Consider the following 17,107-nt stretch of genomic DNA (forward strand, 5'->3'; position numbering starts at 1 on the left):
TTTGGCGCAATCTGTGGGTTCAATGTCATTTGTGCCAGAGCATGAGGATGTAGAACGGGCCTGTCAACAGCATCGGAGAAAACGCCATGACCCTGCAGATCGGCTTCCTGATCTTCCCCCGCTTCCAGCTCATCGACCTTGCCGGGCCTTTCGATCTCTTTGCACAGGTTCCCGACTGCCGCCTGCATCTGATCTGGAAGGACCTCGAGCCCCTGCGTGCCACCGCAGGCTGCGATCTCAGGCCGACTGTCACGCTCGGCGCGTGCCCGGCGCTTGACCTGATCTGCATTCCCGGCGGTACGGGCGTGAACGCCCTGATGCAGGATGCCGAGATCCTCGATTTCGTGCGTACCCAGGCGGCATCGGCGCGTTTCGTCACCTCGGTCTGCACGGGAGCCCTCGTGCTGGGTGCGGCCGGATTATTGCGCGGCAAGCGCGCGACGACCCATTGGGCCTCCCATCACCTGCTGAAGGAGCTTGGCGCCATTCCGGTGGAGGAGCGCATCGTTACCGACGACAAGCTGATCACCGGTGGCGGCGCCACGGCAGGCATCGATTTCGCTTTGGCGGCCATCGCGCAACTGGTCGGGCGGGAAGCGGCAGAGGTGGCTCAGCTCGAACTCGAATATGCTCCGGCGCCGCCCTTCGATGCGGGTTCACCCCGCACGGCACCGTTAGCTGTCGTTGAGCGGGTGCGGGCCGATTCAGCCGCGACCGTCGCCGATCGGGCTCGCATCATCGCCGAACTGCATGCGGCCGCCTGAGGCGCAGGCTTTCCGGGTGCATGGGCATCTTGCCCGTTCTTGAACCACCGCGGGTCGCAAGACGGTGCTACCGGATTTTGGGCGCGTGCCAGGAACAGGCGCCGCCCTCTCCGACATCAGCTTCGTTTCAAGGACGGGCAAGATGCCCGTGCACCCGGAGCGCTGCTCCTCGGCCTTTGCCTCGTCCTCGCAAAAAACCTCTTGCAAATTGTATCTTTCGATATATCTTAAGATTCATCTTAACGATGCAACGAAAGGTATATCGCATGTTTGGACGACATCATCAGGCGCCCTGGGGGCGCGAGGGTTTCCGGGGTTGGGGCCGCGGCGAGGAACGAGATTGTGCACCGGGCGGCCGCGGCGGGCGCTGGGGCCGGGGCGGCTTCGGCGAAGGGCCGGGCGGCTTCTTCGGCCGCGGCGGTTTCGGCGAGCGGGCCGGACGGGTCTTCGGTCATGGCGACCTGCGCCTCGTCATCCTGGCGCTGATCGCGGAAAAGCCGCGCCACGGCTACGATCTCATCCGCGCCATCGAGGAGAAGTTCGGCGGCGCCTATGCGCCGAGCCCCGGCGCCGTCTATCCCACGCTCACCATGCTGGAGGAGCAGGACTATATCCGCGCCGAGGCTTCGGAGGGCACCAAGAAGCTGCACACGATCACGCCCGAGGGCGAGGCCTTCCTGGCCGAGAACCGCGACGCGGTCGATGGCGTGATGGCCCGCATGGACCTTGCCGCCAGCGCCTTCGCCAGCCATTCCACCCCGGACATGGTGCGCGAGGCCTTCCACACCCTCAGGCACGCCCTGCATATGCGCCGTGGCCCCTGGACCAAGGCCGAGGCCGAACGCGTGCGCACCATCATCGAGAAGGCCGCGCGCGACATCGTCGGCCCGGGCGAGCAGAACTGAGGGCACCCCATCCGCATCGCCCCTTCGCTGGTAGAGAAGATAATAGGATAAAACTGGATCTTCTCCGTCCTGCCGGATCGGCTATCAAGGCGTCGGCAGGGCCAGTCTTTCTTAGGCTTTTTCGCCGATATTTGTTTGAAGAATTTCCCGGCGGGCCTCGCGCCCGCCGGGGTTTCCGTGTTTGCGGGTACCCCGATGAATGCCGCCCTCGATGGCCTGCCCAATCCTCAGCGCGCCTTTGCCTTCCTGACCATCGGCATCGCCCTCACCATGGCGGTGCTGGACGGCGCCATCGTCAATGTCGCGCTGCCCTCGATCGCGACGGAACTGGTGATCACGCCCTCAGATGCGATCTGGGTGGTCACCGCCTACCAGCTCGCGGTCACCATCTCGCTGCTGCCGCTCGCCTCGCTCGGCGACATCATGGGCTACAAGCGCATCTACTGGTGCGGCCTCGGCATCTTCACGGCGGCCTCCTTCGGCTGCGCCAACGCCCACACGCTGCCCTTCCTGGCCGGCATGCGGGTGATCCAGGGCGTCGGCGCGGCCGGCATCATGAGCGTGAACATCGCGCTGGTGCGCTACATCTTCCCCAAGGCGCTGCTCGGCACAGGCGTCGGCTATACGGCGCTGGTGGTGGCGGTGTCCTCGGCCGCGGGCCCGAGCGTCGCCTCCGCCATCCTCACCATTGCGAGCTGGCAATGGCTGTTCCTAGTCAATGTGCCGCTCGGCATCATCGCCCTGATCATCGCCGCCCGCACTTTGCCGCAGACGCCCGCCTCCGGCCATGCCTTCGACTGGACCAGCGCCCTGCTCAACGCCATCACCTTCGGCCTGCTGATCGCCGGTCTCGACGCCTTCTCCGACGCTGGCGGCAACACGAGGGCCGGCCTGATGATCCTGGGCGCTGGCATCGCCGGCGCCGTGCTGGTCTGGCGCTCGCTCAAGCTCGAGGTGCCGATGCTGCCGGTGGACCTGTTGCGCCGGCCGGTCTTTGCGCTCTCGATGACGACCTCGATCTGCTCCTTCGCCGCCCAGAACATGGCCTATATCGCGCTGCCCTTCTTCTTCGAGCAGACGCTCGGCCGCTCCGAGGCCGCCACCGGCTTCCTGATGACGCCCTGGCCGCTGATGACGGCGCTGATCGCCCCCGTTGCCGGGCGGCTGTCGGACAAGTTCCCGCCCGAGCGTCTCGGCAGCATAGGGCTGGTGATTCTGTCCGTCGGGCTCGTCTGCGTCGCCACCATGGGCGCGGACCCCTCCAGTTTCGACATCGGCTGGCGGCTCGGCGTCTGCGGCTTCGGCTTCGGGCTGTTCCAGTCGCCCAACAACCGCATCATCATCGCCAGCGCCCCGCGCGAGCGTTCGGGCGGGGCGAGCGGCCTGCAGTCGACCGGTCGCCTGCTCGGCCAATCCGTGGGGGCGGCCGTGGCGGCGGTGGTGTTCGGCCTGGCGGCGAGCGGGCATACGGTGCTGATCGCCTGGATCGGCGCCGTGCTTTCGCTGACGGGCGCGCTGTCGAGCGGGTTCAGGAAGACGATATAAGCTGGGAGCGCGGGTATCGTTCCTGGGATCGCAGGCGTCTCGCCTGCTCTTGGAAACGATGCGGTTCGAGATGCAGGCGAGACGCCTGCGGTCCCAGGAGCGTCGCAGCTGCCTGCCCCTTCCAACAAAGGCCGTGTTTCCAAGAGCGGACAGGATGTCCGCGCTCCCTGGGCCTTGTCGCAGTTTGAATATCGCATGTCCCAGACGCGACAGCGTGGGGAACCCCAGTCGGGCTACCTCGCATTAAGAAGCGTTCTATAGTAATTCGTGCTCCATCCCCTGTGCAGGAACCACACCCTATGTCCGACGGCGATCTCGATCTGAACTCTCTGCCCGATGACGAGCTCGTCGAACAGATGCATGACGACCTCTATGACGGCCTCGCCGACGAGGTTATTGATGGCGTCGAGATCCTGCTGAAGCGCGGCTGGACCCCCTATGACGTGCTGACCAAGGCGCTGGTCGAGGGCATGCGCATCGTCGGAATCGACTTTCGCGACGGCATCCTGTTCGTGCCGGAAGTGCTGATGTCCGCCAATTCCATGAAGGCCGGCATGAACATCCTGCGCCCGCTGCTCGCCGAAACCGGCGCGCCGAAGGTCGGCAAGATGGTGATCGGCACCGTCAAGGGCGACATCCACGACATCGGCAAGAACCTCGTCACCATGATGATGGAAGGTGCCGGCTTCGAGGTGATCGACCTCGGCATCAACAATCCGGTCGACAACTATCTGGAAGCGCTGGCGAAGCACCAGCCGGAAATTCTCGGCATGTCTGCTCTCCTCACCACGACCATGCCCTATATGAAGGTCGTGATCGACACGATGAAGGAAAAGGGCATCCGCTCCGACTATATCGTGCTGGTCGGCGGCGCGCCGCTGAACGAGGCCTTCTCGGAGGCCGTCGGCGCCGATGCCTATTGCCGCGACGCCGCCATCGCGGTGGAAATGGCCAAGTCCCTGATCAGCAAGCGTCAGGGCATGGCCGGCGCCTAATGGAGGGGCGGTCTCCGACCGCCCATGTCAAACCGCCATTCCGAAGATGGAAATGGCGGTGAGACCGATCCTTTATTGGGCGCCGGTTCTTGGAGAGAACGATGACCGACGCCTCGACCCATAACCCCCGCAAGACACTGGTGATTGCCTGCGGGGCGCTGGCGCGCGAATTCCTGGCCGTGAAAGAGGCCAATGGCTGGGATCACATCGAGATCACCTGCCTGCCGGCGATCTGGCACAACACCCCCCAGAAGATCCCGGACGGCGTGCGCCGCAAGATCCGCGCCAACCGCGCCAACTATGACGAGATCCTCGTGCTCTACGGCGATTGCGGTTCGGGCGGCATCCTCGACGAGGTGCTGAAGGAAGAGGGCGTCGAGCGCATCGACGGCCCGCATTGCTATTCCTTCTTCGCCGGCGCCGAGGTGTTCGACAGGATGCAGGACGAGGAGGTCGGCACCTTCTACCTCACCGATTTCCTGGTGCGCCATTTCGACCGCTTCGTCATCAAGGGCCTCAAGCTCGACAAGCATCCCCAGTTGCTGCCGATCTATTTCGGCAACTACAAGCGCGTGATGTTCCTGGTGCAGGTCCCCGACGCCGCGCTGGAGAAGAAGGCGCAGGCGGCCGCCGCCCGCCTGGGCCTGCCGCTGGAGGTGCATTACACGGGGCTCGCGGGGATAGAGCCGTTCCTCGGATCTCGCAAGGCATTAGCCTGAAGGGCGCCGTGGCTGGGACCGCGGACGTCCCCGTCCGCTCTTCCCTTGTCGTAGAACGGATCGTTTCCAAGAGCGGACGAGGACGTCCGCGGTCCCAGCCACGGCGTTTCCTGCGGCATTTCTGCGATGCCTTTTTTAGGGGTGTTCCCCCATGTCCTTTTGCTGTAAGGCAGCCCGCCAATTCCCTTTCCCTCTTCCAGGTATGACGACGTGAGCACGAACGCCCTTTCTTCTTTTCTCTCCGGCCTGCGCTGGCGCTATGTGCTGGCCCATGCGGTGATCGTCGCCGCGGCGAACTGGGCGGTGCAATATGTCGTGCCCGGCACGGCCGATTTCCTCACCTGGGGCGCCTTCGTGTTCCCCTTCGCCTTCTTCGTCACGGATCTGTGCAACCGCCGCCATGGCGTCGAAATGACGCGCAGGGTGGTGCTGGCCTCCTTCGTGATCGCGGTGATCGTTTCCTTCGTCGCGGCCGATCCGCGCATCGCCATCGCCAGCGGCGTCGCCTTCATCTCCGGCCAGCTGGTGGATGCCCAGGTCTTCAACCGCTTCCGGAAGCATGTCTGGTGGGTGCCGCCGTCCATCTCGAATATCCTGGCTTCGACAGTGGACTCGACGCTGTTCTGGGTGCTCGCCTTCGCCGGCACGGATGTGCCCTGGGTGTCGCTGGGCCTGGCCGACTATGCCATCAAGATCGCCATGGTGTTCCTCGTGATGCCGGTCTACGGCTATCTGGTGTTCAGGGATCGGATGGCAACGGCCTGACGCTGGGAGCGCGGACTTCCAGTCCGCTCTTGAACCGCTACGACATCAAAAAGGGCGCAACCGTCGAGGTCAGCGCCCTTTTCCATGAACTCGACGTTTCCAAGAGCGGACTGGAAGTCCGCGCTCCCAGCCTACGGACAGCCCTTCGCAATCGCGTCCAGCGCCTGCGGCAGGCCGTCGAGCGAGTAGCGGTCGGTGGTCTTGTTGCCGCGCTTGGAGGCGCCCTCGAACACGGCGTCCTTGCTCTTGCGCATGGTGCCGACCACCGTGCCCTCCTCGGCGGCGTTCTTCACCCAGGCGTTGGAGCCCTTGGTGTAGAGCGTGAAGGAGGAGCGGCCGACCTTGAGGGTGGCGTCGCCCCCATCCTTCATGGTGAAGCCGGTGATCATGCTGATCTCGTTGCGCACGCCCTCGCCCGGGCGGCGGGTGATGAAGAGGGTGGCCGGGTCGCGCTTCAGCTTGGCGGGCTTGCGGTCCTTCGGGCTGGCGATGGCAAAGCAGGACTTGCTCTTGCCGTTGCCGTTCTGGAAGGCCTGCCAGTCGCCGAACTGGCCGAGCGCGGCGGGCTGCTGGCCCGCAGCCGGCGCGGCCGGGGCAGGCGCCTCCGGCTTCGGTTTGCGGGGGGCAGCCAGGGCCGAACCGGACAAAGCGACGGCAGTGGCGATGAGCGCGATGCGGAGGAGGGGAGACATCATGCTGGCTCGATCGATCCGAATGAGAGGGCAGAAAGCGGTGGCGTCCGATCTTCCTGAATCGGCCGCCTCACGCGACTGCGACGAAAGACAGGGATTCCGGCGAAAGTTCGACCGGAATGGGATTCAACCTAATCCCTCGCGGTGAGCAAATGGTTAAATCTGATCGTTTTGCACTCACGTTGCCGTTCCCCCTGCTCCGCGTCCTGCAACCAGCCAGTACACCGTGCCCGCTACCACACCTATGGCGAGAAGGCCGAGCAAGGCATGGTAGAGCAGCGCGATGGTGAGGATGCTGAGGCTCATCACCATCGGCGCCAGCACGAAGGCGAGCGCCATGCCGACGGCATAGAACATCCAGCCCGACTTGCCCATCGCCTCGCCGATCACCGCGACGAGGGCGATCGGCGCGAGCCAGATCGCCAGCGCCGCCGTGAAGCCTTGCCTGATCATCGCGCCGATATCGCCGATGCGCTCGCCCGTCAGCACCTCCGCCAGCGTGCGCAGGCCGATCGCCTCGGCGAAGGAGGCGAGGTCCTGGCCGAAATCATGGCTGGCAAGACCCAACACGCCGAAGATGAGCGCGGCGATGGCGGCCAGCACGACGGCGAACACCACCAGGATGATGCGGTCGAAGAAGCCGATCACGCGCGGCGGTCGATAGGGGGTGGGGGAGGAGGGCATGGCTCAGAGTATAGCGGGGAGCGGGGAAGCGCAAACGGGCCAGCCCCTGAAAGGCGGAGCCGGCTGGGTTGTTCCCGGGTGCGCGGACATCTTGTCCGCATCCTGGAAACGGGGCGCTCTGGGGAAAGGAAGATGCGGACAAGATGTCCGCGCTCCCGGGATTACTCCTCGGCCCCATGCACGTAGAACGCCTCCACCGCGAGCTTCTTCATGGCGTCCGCCTCGATCGCCAGCCTGTCCTTGGCCCGCATCTTCTGGCTTTCGCTCTTGAGCTGGCCGCAGGCGGCGAGGATGTCGCGGCCGCGCGGGGTGCGGATGGGCGAGGCGTAGCCGGCGTTGAACACCACGTCGGAGAAGGCCTCGATCTGCTCCCAGTCGGAGCATTCGTAGAAGGTGCCGGGCCAGGGATTGAAGGGGATCAGGTTGATCTTGGCCGGAATGCCCTTGAGCAGCTTCACCAGCGCCTTCGCTTCGGCCAGACTGTCATTCACGCCCCTCAGCATCACATATTCGAAGGTGATACGGCGGGCGTTGGAGAGGCCCGCATAGTTGCGGCAGGCGTCGAGCAGCTCGGCGATCGGGTATTTCTTGTTCAGCGGCACCAGCGTGTCGCGCAGGTTGTCGTTGGTAGCATGCAGCGAGATGGCGAGCGCGGGGTTGATGCCCTCGCCCAGCGGGCCGAGCATCGGCACCACGCCGGAGGTCGAGAGCGTGATGCGCCGGCGCGACAGGCAGAGGCCGTCCTGGTCCGACATCACCTTCAAGGCGGTGACGACGTTGTCGTAATTGTAGAGCGGCTCGCCCATGCCCATCAGCACGACATTGGAGACGTAGCGCCCGCCGTCGCGCGGCACGATGGCGCCCTCGGGCGGCTCCTGGCCCGGCCAGTCGCCGAGGCGGTCGCGCGCTACCAGGAGCTGCGCCACGATCTCGGCCGAGGTGAGGTTGCGCACCAGCTTCTGGGTGCCGGTGTGGCAGAAGGTGCAGTTGAGCGTGCAGCCGACCTGGGAGGAAACGCACAGCGTGCCGCGGCTCTCGTCCGGGATGTAGACGGTCTCGATCTCCGCGCCCTTGTCGGCCGGGCCGGTGGAGGGCATGCGCATCAGCCATTTGCGCGTGCCGTCGGCCGAGATCTGCTCGGCGATGATCTCCGGGCGGTCCAGCGTGTAATGCTCGGCGAGCAGGGCGCGCAGATGCTTGGAGACGTTGGTCATGGCGTCGAAGGAGGCGGCGCCGCGGACATAGAGCCAGTGCGCGATCTGGTTGACGCGCATCCTGGCTTCGGAAGCGGGCACACCGACGGCGGTGAGCGCGCCGGCGAGCTCGGCGCGGTCCATCCCGGCGAGGGAGGGCTTGGCAAGGGGGGCAAACACAACGGGCAAAGGGCTCGCTGCCTGTTCGAGCGAAAGGGCCGACATATGAAAATCCTGATGTTGGCCGGGGCTATAGCATAAAGAAGGCTTGCGCGGGAAGCTTGCTGGGAGCGCGGACATCCTGTCCGCCTCTGCTTCTCCCGCAAACGCTGCGCTTCCAAGAGGCGGACGGGGACGTCCGCGGTCCCAGCCATTGCGTCACCTGCGTGATTTCTGGCAGGTCGCACCCTCTGTAGTCTTGCACTGGAAGCGCAGTGGCTGGGACCGCGGACGTCCTCGTCCGCCTCTTCCTATCCTGCACGCTCGGCGCTTCCAAGAGCGGACGGGACGTCCGCGCTCCCAGCGAAAACGGCGCGGGTGTTGCCACCCGCGCCGCAAAACGCACGAAACGCACGATACGCTTACGCAGCCACGGACTTTGCTTCCGTGGAGACCGAGGCAATCGTCTTCAGCACCTGGGAGGCGATCTGGTATGGGTCGCCCTGGGAGTTCGGGCGGCGGTCTTCCAAATAGCCCTTGTAGTCGTTGCGCACGAAGGAGTGCGGCACGCGGATGGAGGCGCCGCGGTCGGCCACGCCGTAGGAGAACTTGTTCCACGGCGCGGTCTCATGCTTGCCGGTCAGGCGCATGTGGTTGTCGGGGCCGTAGACGGCGATGTGGTCGTCGATATTCGTCTCGAAGGCGCCCATCAGCGCCTCGAAATAGGCCTTGCCGCCGACTTCGCGCATGAACTTGGTCGAGAAGTTGCAATGCATGCCCGAGCCGTTCCAGTCGGTGTCGCCGAGCGGCTTGCAGTGCCATTCGATGTCGATGCCGTATTTCTCGGTCAGGCGCAGCAGGAGGTAGCGGGCCATCCAGACCTCGTCGGCGGCCTTCTTGGAGCCCTTGCCGAAAACCTGGAATTCCCACTGGCCCTTGGCGACTTCCGCGTTGATGCCTTCATGGTTGACGCCGGCCTCGAGGCAGAGCTCAAGGTGCTCTTCCACGATCTGGCGGGCGACGTCGCCGACATTCTTGAAGCCGACGCCGGTGTAGTAGGGGCCCTGCGGCGCGGGATAGCCGTGCTCGGGGAAGCCGAGCGGGCGGCCGTCCTTGTAGAAGAAATATTCCTGCTCGAAGCCGAACCAGGCGCCGTCATCGTCGAGGATGGTGGCGCGGGCGTTGGACGAATGCGGGGTGACACCGTCGGGCATCATCACTTCGCACATCACCAGGGCGCCGTTCTTGCGGGCGGGATCCGGATAGACGGCGACGGGCTTCAGCACGCAATCGGAGCTGCGGCCTTCGGCCTGGTTGGTCGAGGAGCCATCGAATCCCCACAGCGGAAGCTCTTCCAGCGACGGGAAGTGATCGAATTCCTTGATCTGCGTCTTGCCGCGCAGGTTCGGCACCGGAGTGTAGCCGTCGAGCCAGATATACTCGAGCTTGTACTTCGTCATTCTGGGGTTCTCTCAGTTGAAGCCACGCAACGGGGCCGGTTTGCCCGACCTCCGCAGGTCGAGAGGGCATAAGCAGGATGCGTGCCAGATGGGGCTGTGGGGCGCTTTTGCCGCAGGGGGAGGGGGAGGAAGCGTTTCCGGGCTGAGACGAGCAAACGGAAACGCATAAGACGCGGGCCCTCCCCAGCTTCGTGGGGAGGGCCCGCGCCTCATTTGGTTTTGGTGATGTATGCAATCCGCGGATGCCAGCCCGGAAGAATCGTCGCGGCTCCCTATCGCCCGCGCCACGCTCCGCTTGATCACCAACCTCCCTCGCCACCCCACTCCCGCCCAATCCCGCGCCAATTTGCCCATCACTTTGCCCAAAATCGCGCCAGCCCCTGACTCCCCTGAGTCAAACCGCCGAAAAACCCGGCAAACCTCGAAATTGCCGCAACGCACCATGCCGGGTAAAAATGCGGAAACTTGTGTGCTCATAATATAGGCAAGGACTGCATTAAATCTGTGCAATCTGTGTAAATCGAGGGCAAGTTATGCTAAGACTCTCTCAAGTTTGGTGCCGCCTCCGGGTTTTGCATCAACGTTAAGGAGACGAGCATGACCACGAGCACTTATCGGGAGTCAGCCAAGATCTACGCCTTTACCCCGCGGCCGCGGACGGGCCTCATTGTTCACCGCGACGAAGCGAGGTCGGTGACGGAGCTGAAGAACGTGCGCCCGCCGGTGGTCGATTACAATTGCTGGTACCACGCCGAGGCGATCCAGGAATTGCCGGACCCGCGCAAGCGCTGATTCCCGGGAGCGCGGACGTCCCGTCCGCTCTTGGAAGCGGGACATCGCCGGATGAGGCGCCTTGGTGTGCCGGTCTTCAGACCGGCATCTTGCGACCGAGGTCCAGGGCATGCCGGTCTGAAGACCGGCACACCGAGGCGCCGTTTCCAACAGCGGACGGGACGTCCGCGCTCCCAGCGATCCTCCATTCCCACGCGAAACTCCTGCGCCCCCATCCCCCTTGCCTCAGCCTTCTTCCGCCTCGATACTCGCGCCGGTTCGCCACCAGCCGGGCGGCCCGGTGCTTTTCCTGTGCCGCCGCCGCCATCATCCATTGTTTTTACGCACCACCTGCGCCAAAAGGGCAGCACCTTTTGGTGTGGTGTTCCAGGGAGAAAAGAAGATGGCCGACGCGAAGATGACGTCACAGATGACCAGCAAGGGCGGCTTCATCGCCGCGCTCGACCAGAGCGGCGGCTCGACGCCCGGCGCGCTGCGTCTCTATGGCATCGCCGACAGCACCTATAGCGGCGACGAGGAAATGTACCGCCTCATGCACGAGATGCGCGTGCGCATCATGTCGGCTCCGGCCTTCACGGGCGACAAGGTGATCGGCGCCATCCTGTTCGAGCGCACCATGGACGGCGACGCGAACGGCAAGCCGGTGCCCACCTTCCTGTGGGAAGAGCGCGGCGTGGTGCCCTTCCTCAAGGTCGACAAGGGCCTGGCCGCCGAGGAGAACGGCGCACAGGTGATGAAGCCGATGCCCGAACTCGACACGCTCCTCGCCCGCGCCGTGAAGAAGGGCGTCTACGGCACCAAGATGCGCTCGGTGATCGGCCAGGCCAACGCCGCCGGCATCGCCGCCGTGGTCAACCAGCAGTTCGAAGTGGGCAAGCAGATCATCGGCCACGGCCTGATGCCGATCATCGAGCCGGAAGTCTCGATCAAGAGCGCCGACAAGCAGGCCTCCGAGGCCATCCTGCGCGACGAGATCGCCAAGCACCTCGACGCCCTGCCCGCCGGCACCAAGGTGATGCTCAAGCTCACCATCCCCACCGTCCCCGATTTCTACAAGCCGCTGGTCGACCACAAGGCGGTGGAACGCGTCGTCGCCCTCTCGGGCGGCTACACGCGCGCGGACGCCTGCGAGAAGCTCAGCCACAACCACGGCATGATCGCTTCGTTCTCGCGCGCCCTGACGGAAGACCTGCGCGTGAGCATGAGCGACGCCGACTTTGATGCGAGCCTCGGGAAGACGATCGGCGAGATCTACAAGGCGAGCGTCGAGAAGGTTTGAGGTCCACGAGACCGGTCCTTATCGAAAGGGCGCGGGTGCTTCGGCATCCGCGCCTTTTTCATTTTGAGGCGCGATACCCGAAGCCGGCTGTATAATTCACACAATTCAGTATTGAGCAGATTACTCTCGGCAGTCGGGCGAGAAGAGTCAGTTTGAGAAAAGGACGAGGCGGTTGCGCCCCCTCGCCCCGTTCTTACGGGGAGAGGATAGAGGTGAGGGGCCACGCGACCTTGGTAGGACTATTTTCTTAAATAAATCAGATACATACAATGAGGACGAGGCGTCACCCCAGACGATCGCACCGTGCAGAAAGCTAATCTCAGAATGTCGCGTAGCCCCTCACCTCTATCCTCTCCCCGTAAGAACGGGGCGAGGGGACATCGACGGCGCGTTCTATCCTCAACCGTCTCATCTCGCTCAGCCGAATTACTTGTGCCTCTTCTTGCCAAGATCACTCGTGTGAGTTCAGCAACCGCAGCCGGGGAAGGATTATCGCGCCCTTACAGCAAGGCTGAGTCATGCGCATGCCATGGCCCCGCTCCGTGGGGGAGGCTTCCCCGGGCTTGTTCTGTCAAACAACGGGTGTTTCATTGCGCCCAAACAGCCGCGTTCTCACGCCCTCTCGGGCTGAGTCATGCGGCCGGCGCGGTTCCGGTGACGGCGGCTTTCCGCAGGAAAGCCGTGTCGTGGTCATGGGTGCATGGCAGGCTTGTTGGGGAAAGCCGCCGTCACCTTCGTCCGGCGGGTCGCCCCGCACCGATTGCAGCATGCCAACAAGACGCATGCCGAACCGGCCTCTTCCTGTCAGAGCCAACCACGCGCCAAGGCACAACCTCGGCTCGTCGGCCCGGCCCTGGCCGGACAGGAAGTCATCGCCCCTCTTGCCATCTGGAGATCACGTCGCTCTCCTGGCCTTCGCGGCGATGCTGGAGGTCACAGGCTCCAGGAGCATTCCGCAGCCATGCGGAAAGAGCCCGGATTATCCTGCGGTCTCACCCACGAAGCGTCCAAGTCAGAGCCGGTATGGCTGGCACACGAGCAAGAACTCGTGCGGGCCATCCGAGTGGGCCGGCTGGATAAGGCCAGCGTCTCTCTGCTTGCGCGGACGCATACACGGCCCATGGCCGCAGGCAGTCCTTCCGCTTCTCATCAAGCCCCCTGTCCGGCCCGGCCAGCCCGATAGGCTTTCGCCCATGGACCAGCCCGAAGCCGCCGGACGATGTCGCCGCCCATGATCCCATCCCGCGAGGTTCCATTCTCGCGAGGAAGCCGGATCCCAGGCAGCGCGGCTGGCAAGGCCGCAGGACATCGGGGTGGGTGGAAGGGGCGCGGTTACCGGTCATGATCCGGAATTACGAGCCACGCCTGCCTTCGCTCCTGTGAGAAGTAGAGCAGAGAGTGGGCATTATGTCAATATTGGTTCTTTATATGTTTTCATTTCCGTGGGAGTACGGGGGACAATCTAGACGTCAAAGTCCCGCGGGACAGTGGGGCGGCTGACGATAGGCCCACTCCTAAGCAGTCGAAGTTAGCGGGATCCCCCGTCAATTGCCCCACCTCTCCCACCTGAGTCGGCGACCTTGATTGGCCTTGTCCGGTCCACGAGCCGCTGGTCGACCACGAGGCGGCGGAAAGCATCGTCGCCCCCTCGGGCGGTTATACACGCGCGGTTGCATACGAGAAGCTCAGCCACGACCACAGCATGATCGCCTCCTTCTCGCGCGCCCTGACGGAAGACCTGCGCGTGAGCATGAGCGACGCGGAGTTCGACGCAAGCCTCGGGAAGACGATCGGGGAGAATTTACAAGGCGAGCGTGGATAAGGTTTGAGGATTGGTCTATCTATCGGTGGCGGGGCTGCCACTAGCCGCCACCGAACTTCCGTTTTGTAAATTGTGAAATCAGGCTGAATAAAATGGCGTTGAAACTCGAAATCGAGCAGGCCAGAAAGACAGTAAAGACTGACAGGCTTCAGCTTTCGGTAGGAGAGATAATCTCCATGTATGAAAACGAAGAATTGAATATTCAGCCCGAATTCCAACGCCTGTTTCGTTGGTCGAATGAAAAAAGGCTAATCTTATTGAATCTATATTGATCGACATTCCCATACCGTCAATCTTTACCTATGAAAATGAGGACGGGACATGGGAGTTAATTGATGGTCTGCAACGGATTTCAACTATCTTTGAATTTTTCGGTATCTTGAGAAATCCCCAAACTGGGGAAGTTTTGCCACCCTCGGCTCTATCTAAGACGGCATATCTTCCGTCGCTGGAGAACGCAGTTTGGGAAAATTCTAGCAAGATTAGCGGCGTTCCTGTCGCGGCGCAGGTGGCCTTGGAGAAGCCGCAACAATTAGCTATTCGAAGGGCCCGGCTAGATGTGCAGGTATTAAAGCAGCCAAGCGATAGTGAGACAAAGTTCCATTTGTTTCAAAGATTGAATAGAGGTGGTGCCTACGCCAATGAACAAGAAGTCCGTACTTGCGCGATGGTGATGGTTAACGCGGACTTTGTTAAAGGAATAAAAAGATTAGCTGCTAACACTAAATTCGCCGAGATTTGCTCAATCAAGCCACAATCTTCACAAAGACAAAAAGATGTGGAGTATGTATCTAGGCTATTGGTGCATGCGTACTACGACTATGATAACGAAAGCGATGTGGAAGAGTTTCTGGATGCAAGGATCATTGATGCTTTAAAGGAAGTTGATTTTAAGGAGTTTGAAGAGAGATTCGAATTCACAGTTTCAATTTTATATGAACTGTTTGGCGCGAAAGCACTATTCCCGAATGCCGGAACTGTTGCTTCTCAAGGAGAGCGGTTCTCCCTGCGGTCTCTTGAGACTGTTTTTGTCGGCATCTTGCGAAACGCGGGTTCAATCGAAAAATTACAGGATCCAGGAGCATTTATAAAGGAAAAGGTGCTCACTTTTTGGAAGCAACCGGAGGTAGAGTCAATGTCAGCCTCGGGTCTGCGGGGTACACAAAGACTTCAAAGAACGATTCCGTTTGGTGCAATGTGGTTCAAGCCATCGGGAAACTGATACTTGCCACGCCTGACCTACCTGAAAAGATTGGATTCGGATCGAATTTGGCGCGTTCGTGAGCTTTCTGATTTGCGGCTGCAGTTTGAGAATTCTGTCGGCGAAAGAGAGCGAAATGTTACTTCCAGATCGATAGTTGTAATGTGCTATGCTCATTGGGAGGGCTATTTCGCTAACTGTGTACATATTTTTTTAGACTATCTAGAAGCATTAAATCTGACTTACGGCGCATTGCCTATGGATTTTTTTCTTGGAGCCTGCTCGCCGGCGTTTAATCAATACAGAGACAAGGTCGATAATTCTAAATCGAGGCTTGCGCTAATACACGCAATTAACGCCGTCAATAAGACCCCCTTTAAAGGATTTGATCGCAAAGTTCTGTTACCTCGCTCGAACCTAAATTTTGAGCGACTAGAGTTCATATTTTCGATGGTGGGGTTAAGTCTGGCACCCTTTCAACCGTATCGCATCAAACTCGATAAAGAGTTGGTGGCCTGGCGCCATCAAGTGGCCCATGGGCAAATGTTTACACTTGATATAGCTAGGGTAATTTCTCATACGAAATTTTCGGAAGAGCTTATGTTTTCAGTGAGAGAGGCATTCGAGGACGCTCTTCATATGTATTGATCTGGCTATATAAGTGAGAGTGGCAGGAAGTTAAACATTATTATGCCGGATAGGAATAGAGATTCGTGTGTTGTGTTGAGGGTTACGTTATTTCTTTATTTTAGTAGGAGAAACAGGCATTCTTTTCAATCGGGCTGTTCCGAAAATCTAATGAACTTATCGCGCGTGGCAGAAGGCGCTAAGAGAAAATGCAAACGTTCGCCACTGCATAGGTGAGACCATAGGAAATGCTGGCCAGAGCAGAGGCGACCTTGATGCTGACGGGACACCAGCCAAAGGCATAATTGGACAGAGGATTCCGCTTTTCCATCCCCTCAATAATAGAACCCCGGCCCCCACACCATCCCCAGTTGCAGGTTGGACTCCTGGTTCAGCTCCGCCGCCAGGACTTCTTCCCGAGCCACGTTCTGCTGGATCCTAAGGGCCTGGTACTGCTGGTAGGCCGCCTCGTTGCCGACATAGACGCATTGGCAGCCCGCGACGTCGGCGTAGACGTAGTAGTTCTTGCTGCCCTTGGTGACGATGAACATGTGGTTCTGGGGCAGGGCCTGCGCCTTGGCGAGCTTGGCCGGCGTGTTGGCCTGGTTGCGCACGAATTGGGCTGCCGAGAGCCTGGCTTCCTTCTCGTCGACCTTCTCGGCGGTGATGGCGGCGCAGGCCGAGAGTGCCATGGCCAGGGTGGTGACGGAAAACACAGATGATGCTCGCATGGAAGTCGTGCTCCTCGCTTGGTTATAAGCTCGATCCTGAAATCAGGCTGCCGCGTAGCGTCCGCCTGCCGAGGGCCGGAACTTCACCACGGTGGCGAGGCCCAGCAGAATGAAGATGAGCAGCGTGACGCCCTGGGTGATGGCGAAGGGCTGTTCCGAGCCGGTGGGGGCGACGGCGTGCAGCACGCCGACCTTGAGGAAGGATTGCGCGATGGCGACGAAGACCAGCAGATAAAGGCTCGCCACGATGCCGCCGGCATAGATCCAGCGCCAGAGCGCGCCGTCGAAGAGACGGGTCCTGGCGTAGAGCACGGCCGCCAGGATGATCAGGGCGATGATGGCGACGATCACGGCGGGCGTTATGCCGGACAGCGGCAGGATGAAGCCGGTGGCGCTGGTGAGGATGGCGGTGATCAGGAACACCCAGATCGAGCCCGAGCTGGCGCGCGAGTGGAAGAGGTCGATCACGGCCGGCACGCCGAAGAGAATGCCGGCGATGCTGATCAGGGTGTGGATGACGATCAGGGAGATGGTAAGCGTGCTCATGGCCGGTCCTCCAGGCTGTGACGTCGAGGCGAAGTCAGCTCTCGAGAGGATAGGGTGACGCATGGGCAAGACCCGCAACGGGTTTGGTCCGGCGCCAAGGCTCCGGATGACCCCTCACTGCAATGATCGCCCCCGCAACATCGATATCCGCAAGTAGAGCCGTCGGTCTTTTACTGTCCCTGTTCTCGACGGAATCGGGAAGGGAGCAGTCTGGAACGACTATAAAAC

General features: G+C 61.7%; 16 protein-coding genes. 10 read left to right on the forward strand and 6 right to left on the reverse strand.

The features are described from left to right. The first annotated feature begins 86 nt into the window (after window positions 1-86). The 6 genes from QQL24_RS18945 to QQL24_RS18970 all read left to right on the forward strand — a co-directional run bounded on the left by QQL24_RS18945 (window position 87) and on the right by QQL24_RS18970 (window position 5,693). The gene (locus tag QQL24_RS18945; protein ID WP_284313857.1) at window positions 87-764 is read left to right on the forward strand and encodes a DJ-1/PfpI family protein; all 678 of its coding nucleotides are present in this window, start codon (window positions 87-89) and stop codon (window positions 762-764) included. Window positions 765-1,030: 266 nt separating this feature from the next. Then, a complete protein-coding gene (locus QQL24_RS18950; protein ID WP_284313858.1) occupies window positions 1,031-1,669 on the forward strand; it encodes a PadR family transcriptional regulator in 639 nt (212 codons plus the stop codon). Window positions 1,670-1,864: 195 nt separating this feature from the next. Continuing rightward, window positions 1,865-3,214 (forward strand): MFS transporter, encoded by a 1,350-nt coding sequence (locus QQL24_RS18955; RefSeq protein ID WP_284313902.1) that lies wholly within the window; start codon window positions 1,865-1,867, stop codon window positions 3,212-3,214. 299 nt (window positions 3,215-3,513) lie between these two features. Continuing rightward, the gene (locus tag QQL24_RS18960; protein WP_284313859.1) at window positions 3,514-4,209 is read left to right on the forward strand and encodes a corrinoid protein; all 696 of its coding nucleotides are present in this window, start codon (window positions 3,514-3,516) and stop codon (window positions 4,207-4,209) included. An 89-nt stretch (window positions 4,210-4,298) separates the two neighbouring features. Next, complete coding sequence (locus QQL24_RS18965) at window positions 4,299-4,928, forward strand: DUF1638 domain-containing protein (RefSeq protein ID WP_431310715.1); 630 nt, start codon at window positions 4,299-4,301, stop codon at window positions 4,926-4,928. Window positions 4,929-5,138: 210 nt separating this feature from the next. Further along, a complete protein-coding gene (locus tag QQL24_RS18970) occupies window positions 5,139-5,693 on the forward strand; it encodes a queuosine precursor transporter (RefSeq protein WP_284313861.1) in 555 nt (184 codons plus the stop codon). Window positions 5,694-5,824: 131 nt separating this feature from the next. Here QQL24_RS18970 and QQL24_RS18975 read toward each other — a convergent pair whose 3' ends face one another. The 4 genes from QQL24_RS18975 to QQL24_RS18990 all read right to left on the reverse strand — a co-directional run bounded on the left by QQL24_RS18975 (window position 5,825) and on the right by QQL24_RS18990 (window position 9,881). Further along, the gene (locus tag QQL24_RS18975; protein WP_284313862.1) at window positions 5,825-6,388 is read right to left on the reverse strand and encodes an invasion associated locus B family protein; all 564 of its coding nucleotides are present in this window, start codon (window positions 6,386-6,388) and stop codon (window positions 5,825-5,827) included. A gap of 174 nt (window positions 6,389-6,562) precedes the next feature. Next, entirely contained in the window at window positions 6,563-7,069 is a 507-nt protein-coding gene (locus tag QQL24_RS18980) for a hypothetical protein (RefSeq protein WP_284313863.1), read from the reverse strand. A 161-nt stretch (window positions 7,070-7,230) separates the two neighbouring features. Then, complete coding sequence (rlmN, locus tag QQL24_RS18985; protein WP_284313864.1) at window positions 7,231-8,487, reverse strand: dual-specificity RNA methyltransferase RlmN; 1,257 nt, start codon at window positions 8,485-8,487, stop codon at window positions 7,231-7,233. Between the two features lie 356 nt (window positions 8,488-8,843). Next, the gene (locus QQL24_RS18990) at window positions 8,844-9,881 is read right to left on the reverse strand and encodes a glutamine synthetase beta-grasp domain-containing protein (protein WP_284313865.1); all 1,038 of its coding nucleotides are present in this window, start codon (window positions 9,879-9,881) and stop codon (window positions 8,844-8,846) included. Between the two features lie 597 nt (window positions 9,882-10,478). Here QQL24_RS18990 and QQL24_RS18995 point away from each other — a divergent pair. From QQL24_RS18995 to QQL24_RS19015, 4 genes are all read left to right on the forward strand, one after another. Further along, window positions 10,479-10,673, forward strand: a complete 195-nt coding sequence (locus QQL24_RS18995; RefSeq protein WP_284313866.1) for a DUF2735 domain-containing protein — start codon at window positions 10,479-10,481, stop codon at window positions 10,671-10,673. 382 nt (window positions 10,674-11,055) lie between these two features. Beyond that, the gene (locus QQL24_RS19000; protein ID WP_284313867.1) at window positions 11,056-11,952 is read left to right on the forward strand and encodes a fructose bisphosphate aldolase; all 897 of its coding nucleotides are present in this window, start codon (window positions 11,056-11,058) and stop codon (window positions 11,950-11,952) included. Between the two features lie 2,078 nt (window positions 11,953-14,030). Next, on the forward strand, window positions 14,031-14,996 hold the full coding sequence (locus QQL24_RS19010; RefSeq protein ID WP_284313903.1) for a DUF262 domain-containing protein: 966 nt from the start codon (window positions 14,031-14,033) through the stop codon (window positions 14,994-14,996). A gap of 3 nt (window positions 14,997-14,999) precedes the next feature. Further along, on the forward strand, window positions 15,000-15,623 hold the full coding sequence (locus QQL24_RS19015) for an MAE_28990/MAE_18760 family HEPN-like nuclease (protein ID WP_284313868.1): 624 nt from the start codon (window positions 15,000-15,002) through the stop codon (window positions 15,621-15,623). Between the two features lie 314 nt (window positions 15,624-15,937). Here the strand turns inward: QQL24_RS19015 and QQL24_RS19020 are convergent, their stop codons facing one another. Next, window positions 15,938-16,333 carry a hypothetical protein gene (locus tag QQL24_RS19020; protein WP_284313869.1) on the reverse strand — a complete coding sequence of 132 codons (396 nt, stop codon included), beginning with the start codon at window positions 16,331-16,333 and terminating at the stop codon, window positions 15,938-15,940. A gap of 42 nt (window positions 16,334-16,375) precedes the next feature. Further along, the gene (locus QQL24_RS19025) at window positions 16,376-16,879 is read right to left on the reverse strand and encodes a hypothetical protein (protein WP_284313870.1); all 504 of its coding nucleotides are present in this window, start codon (window positions 16,877-16,879) and stop codon (window positions 16,376-16,378) included. Window positions 16,880-17,107: the final 228 nt, after the last annotated feature.

It is taken from the genome of Labrys miyagiensis, from assembly GCF_030160835.1.
Taxonomy (GTDB): domain Bacteria; phylum Pseudomonadota; class Alphaproteobacteria; order Rhizobiales; family Labraceae; genus Labrys; species Labrys miyagiensis.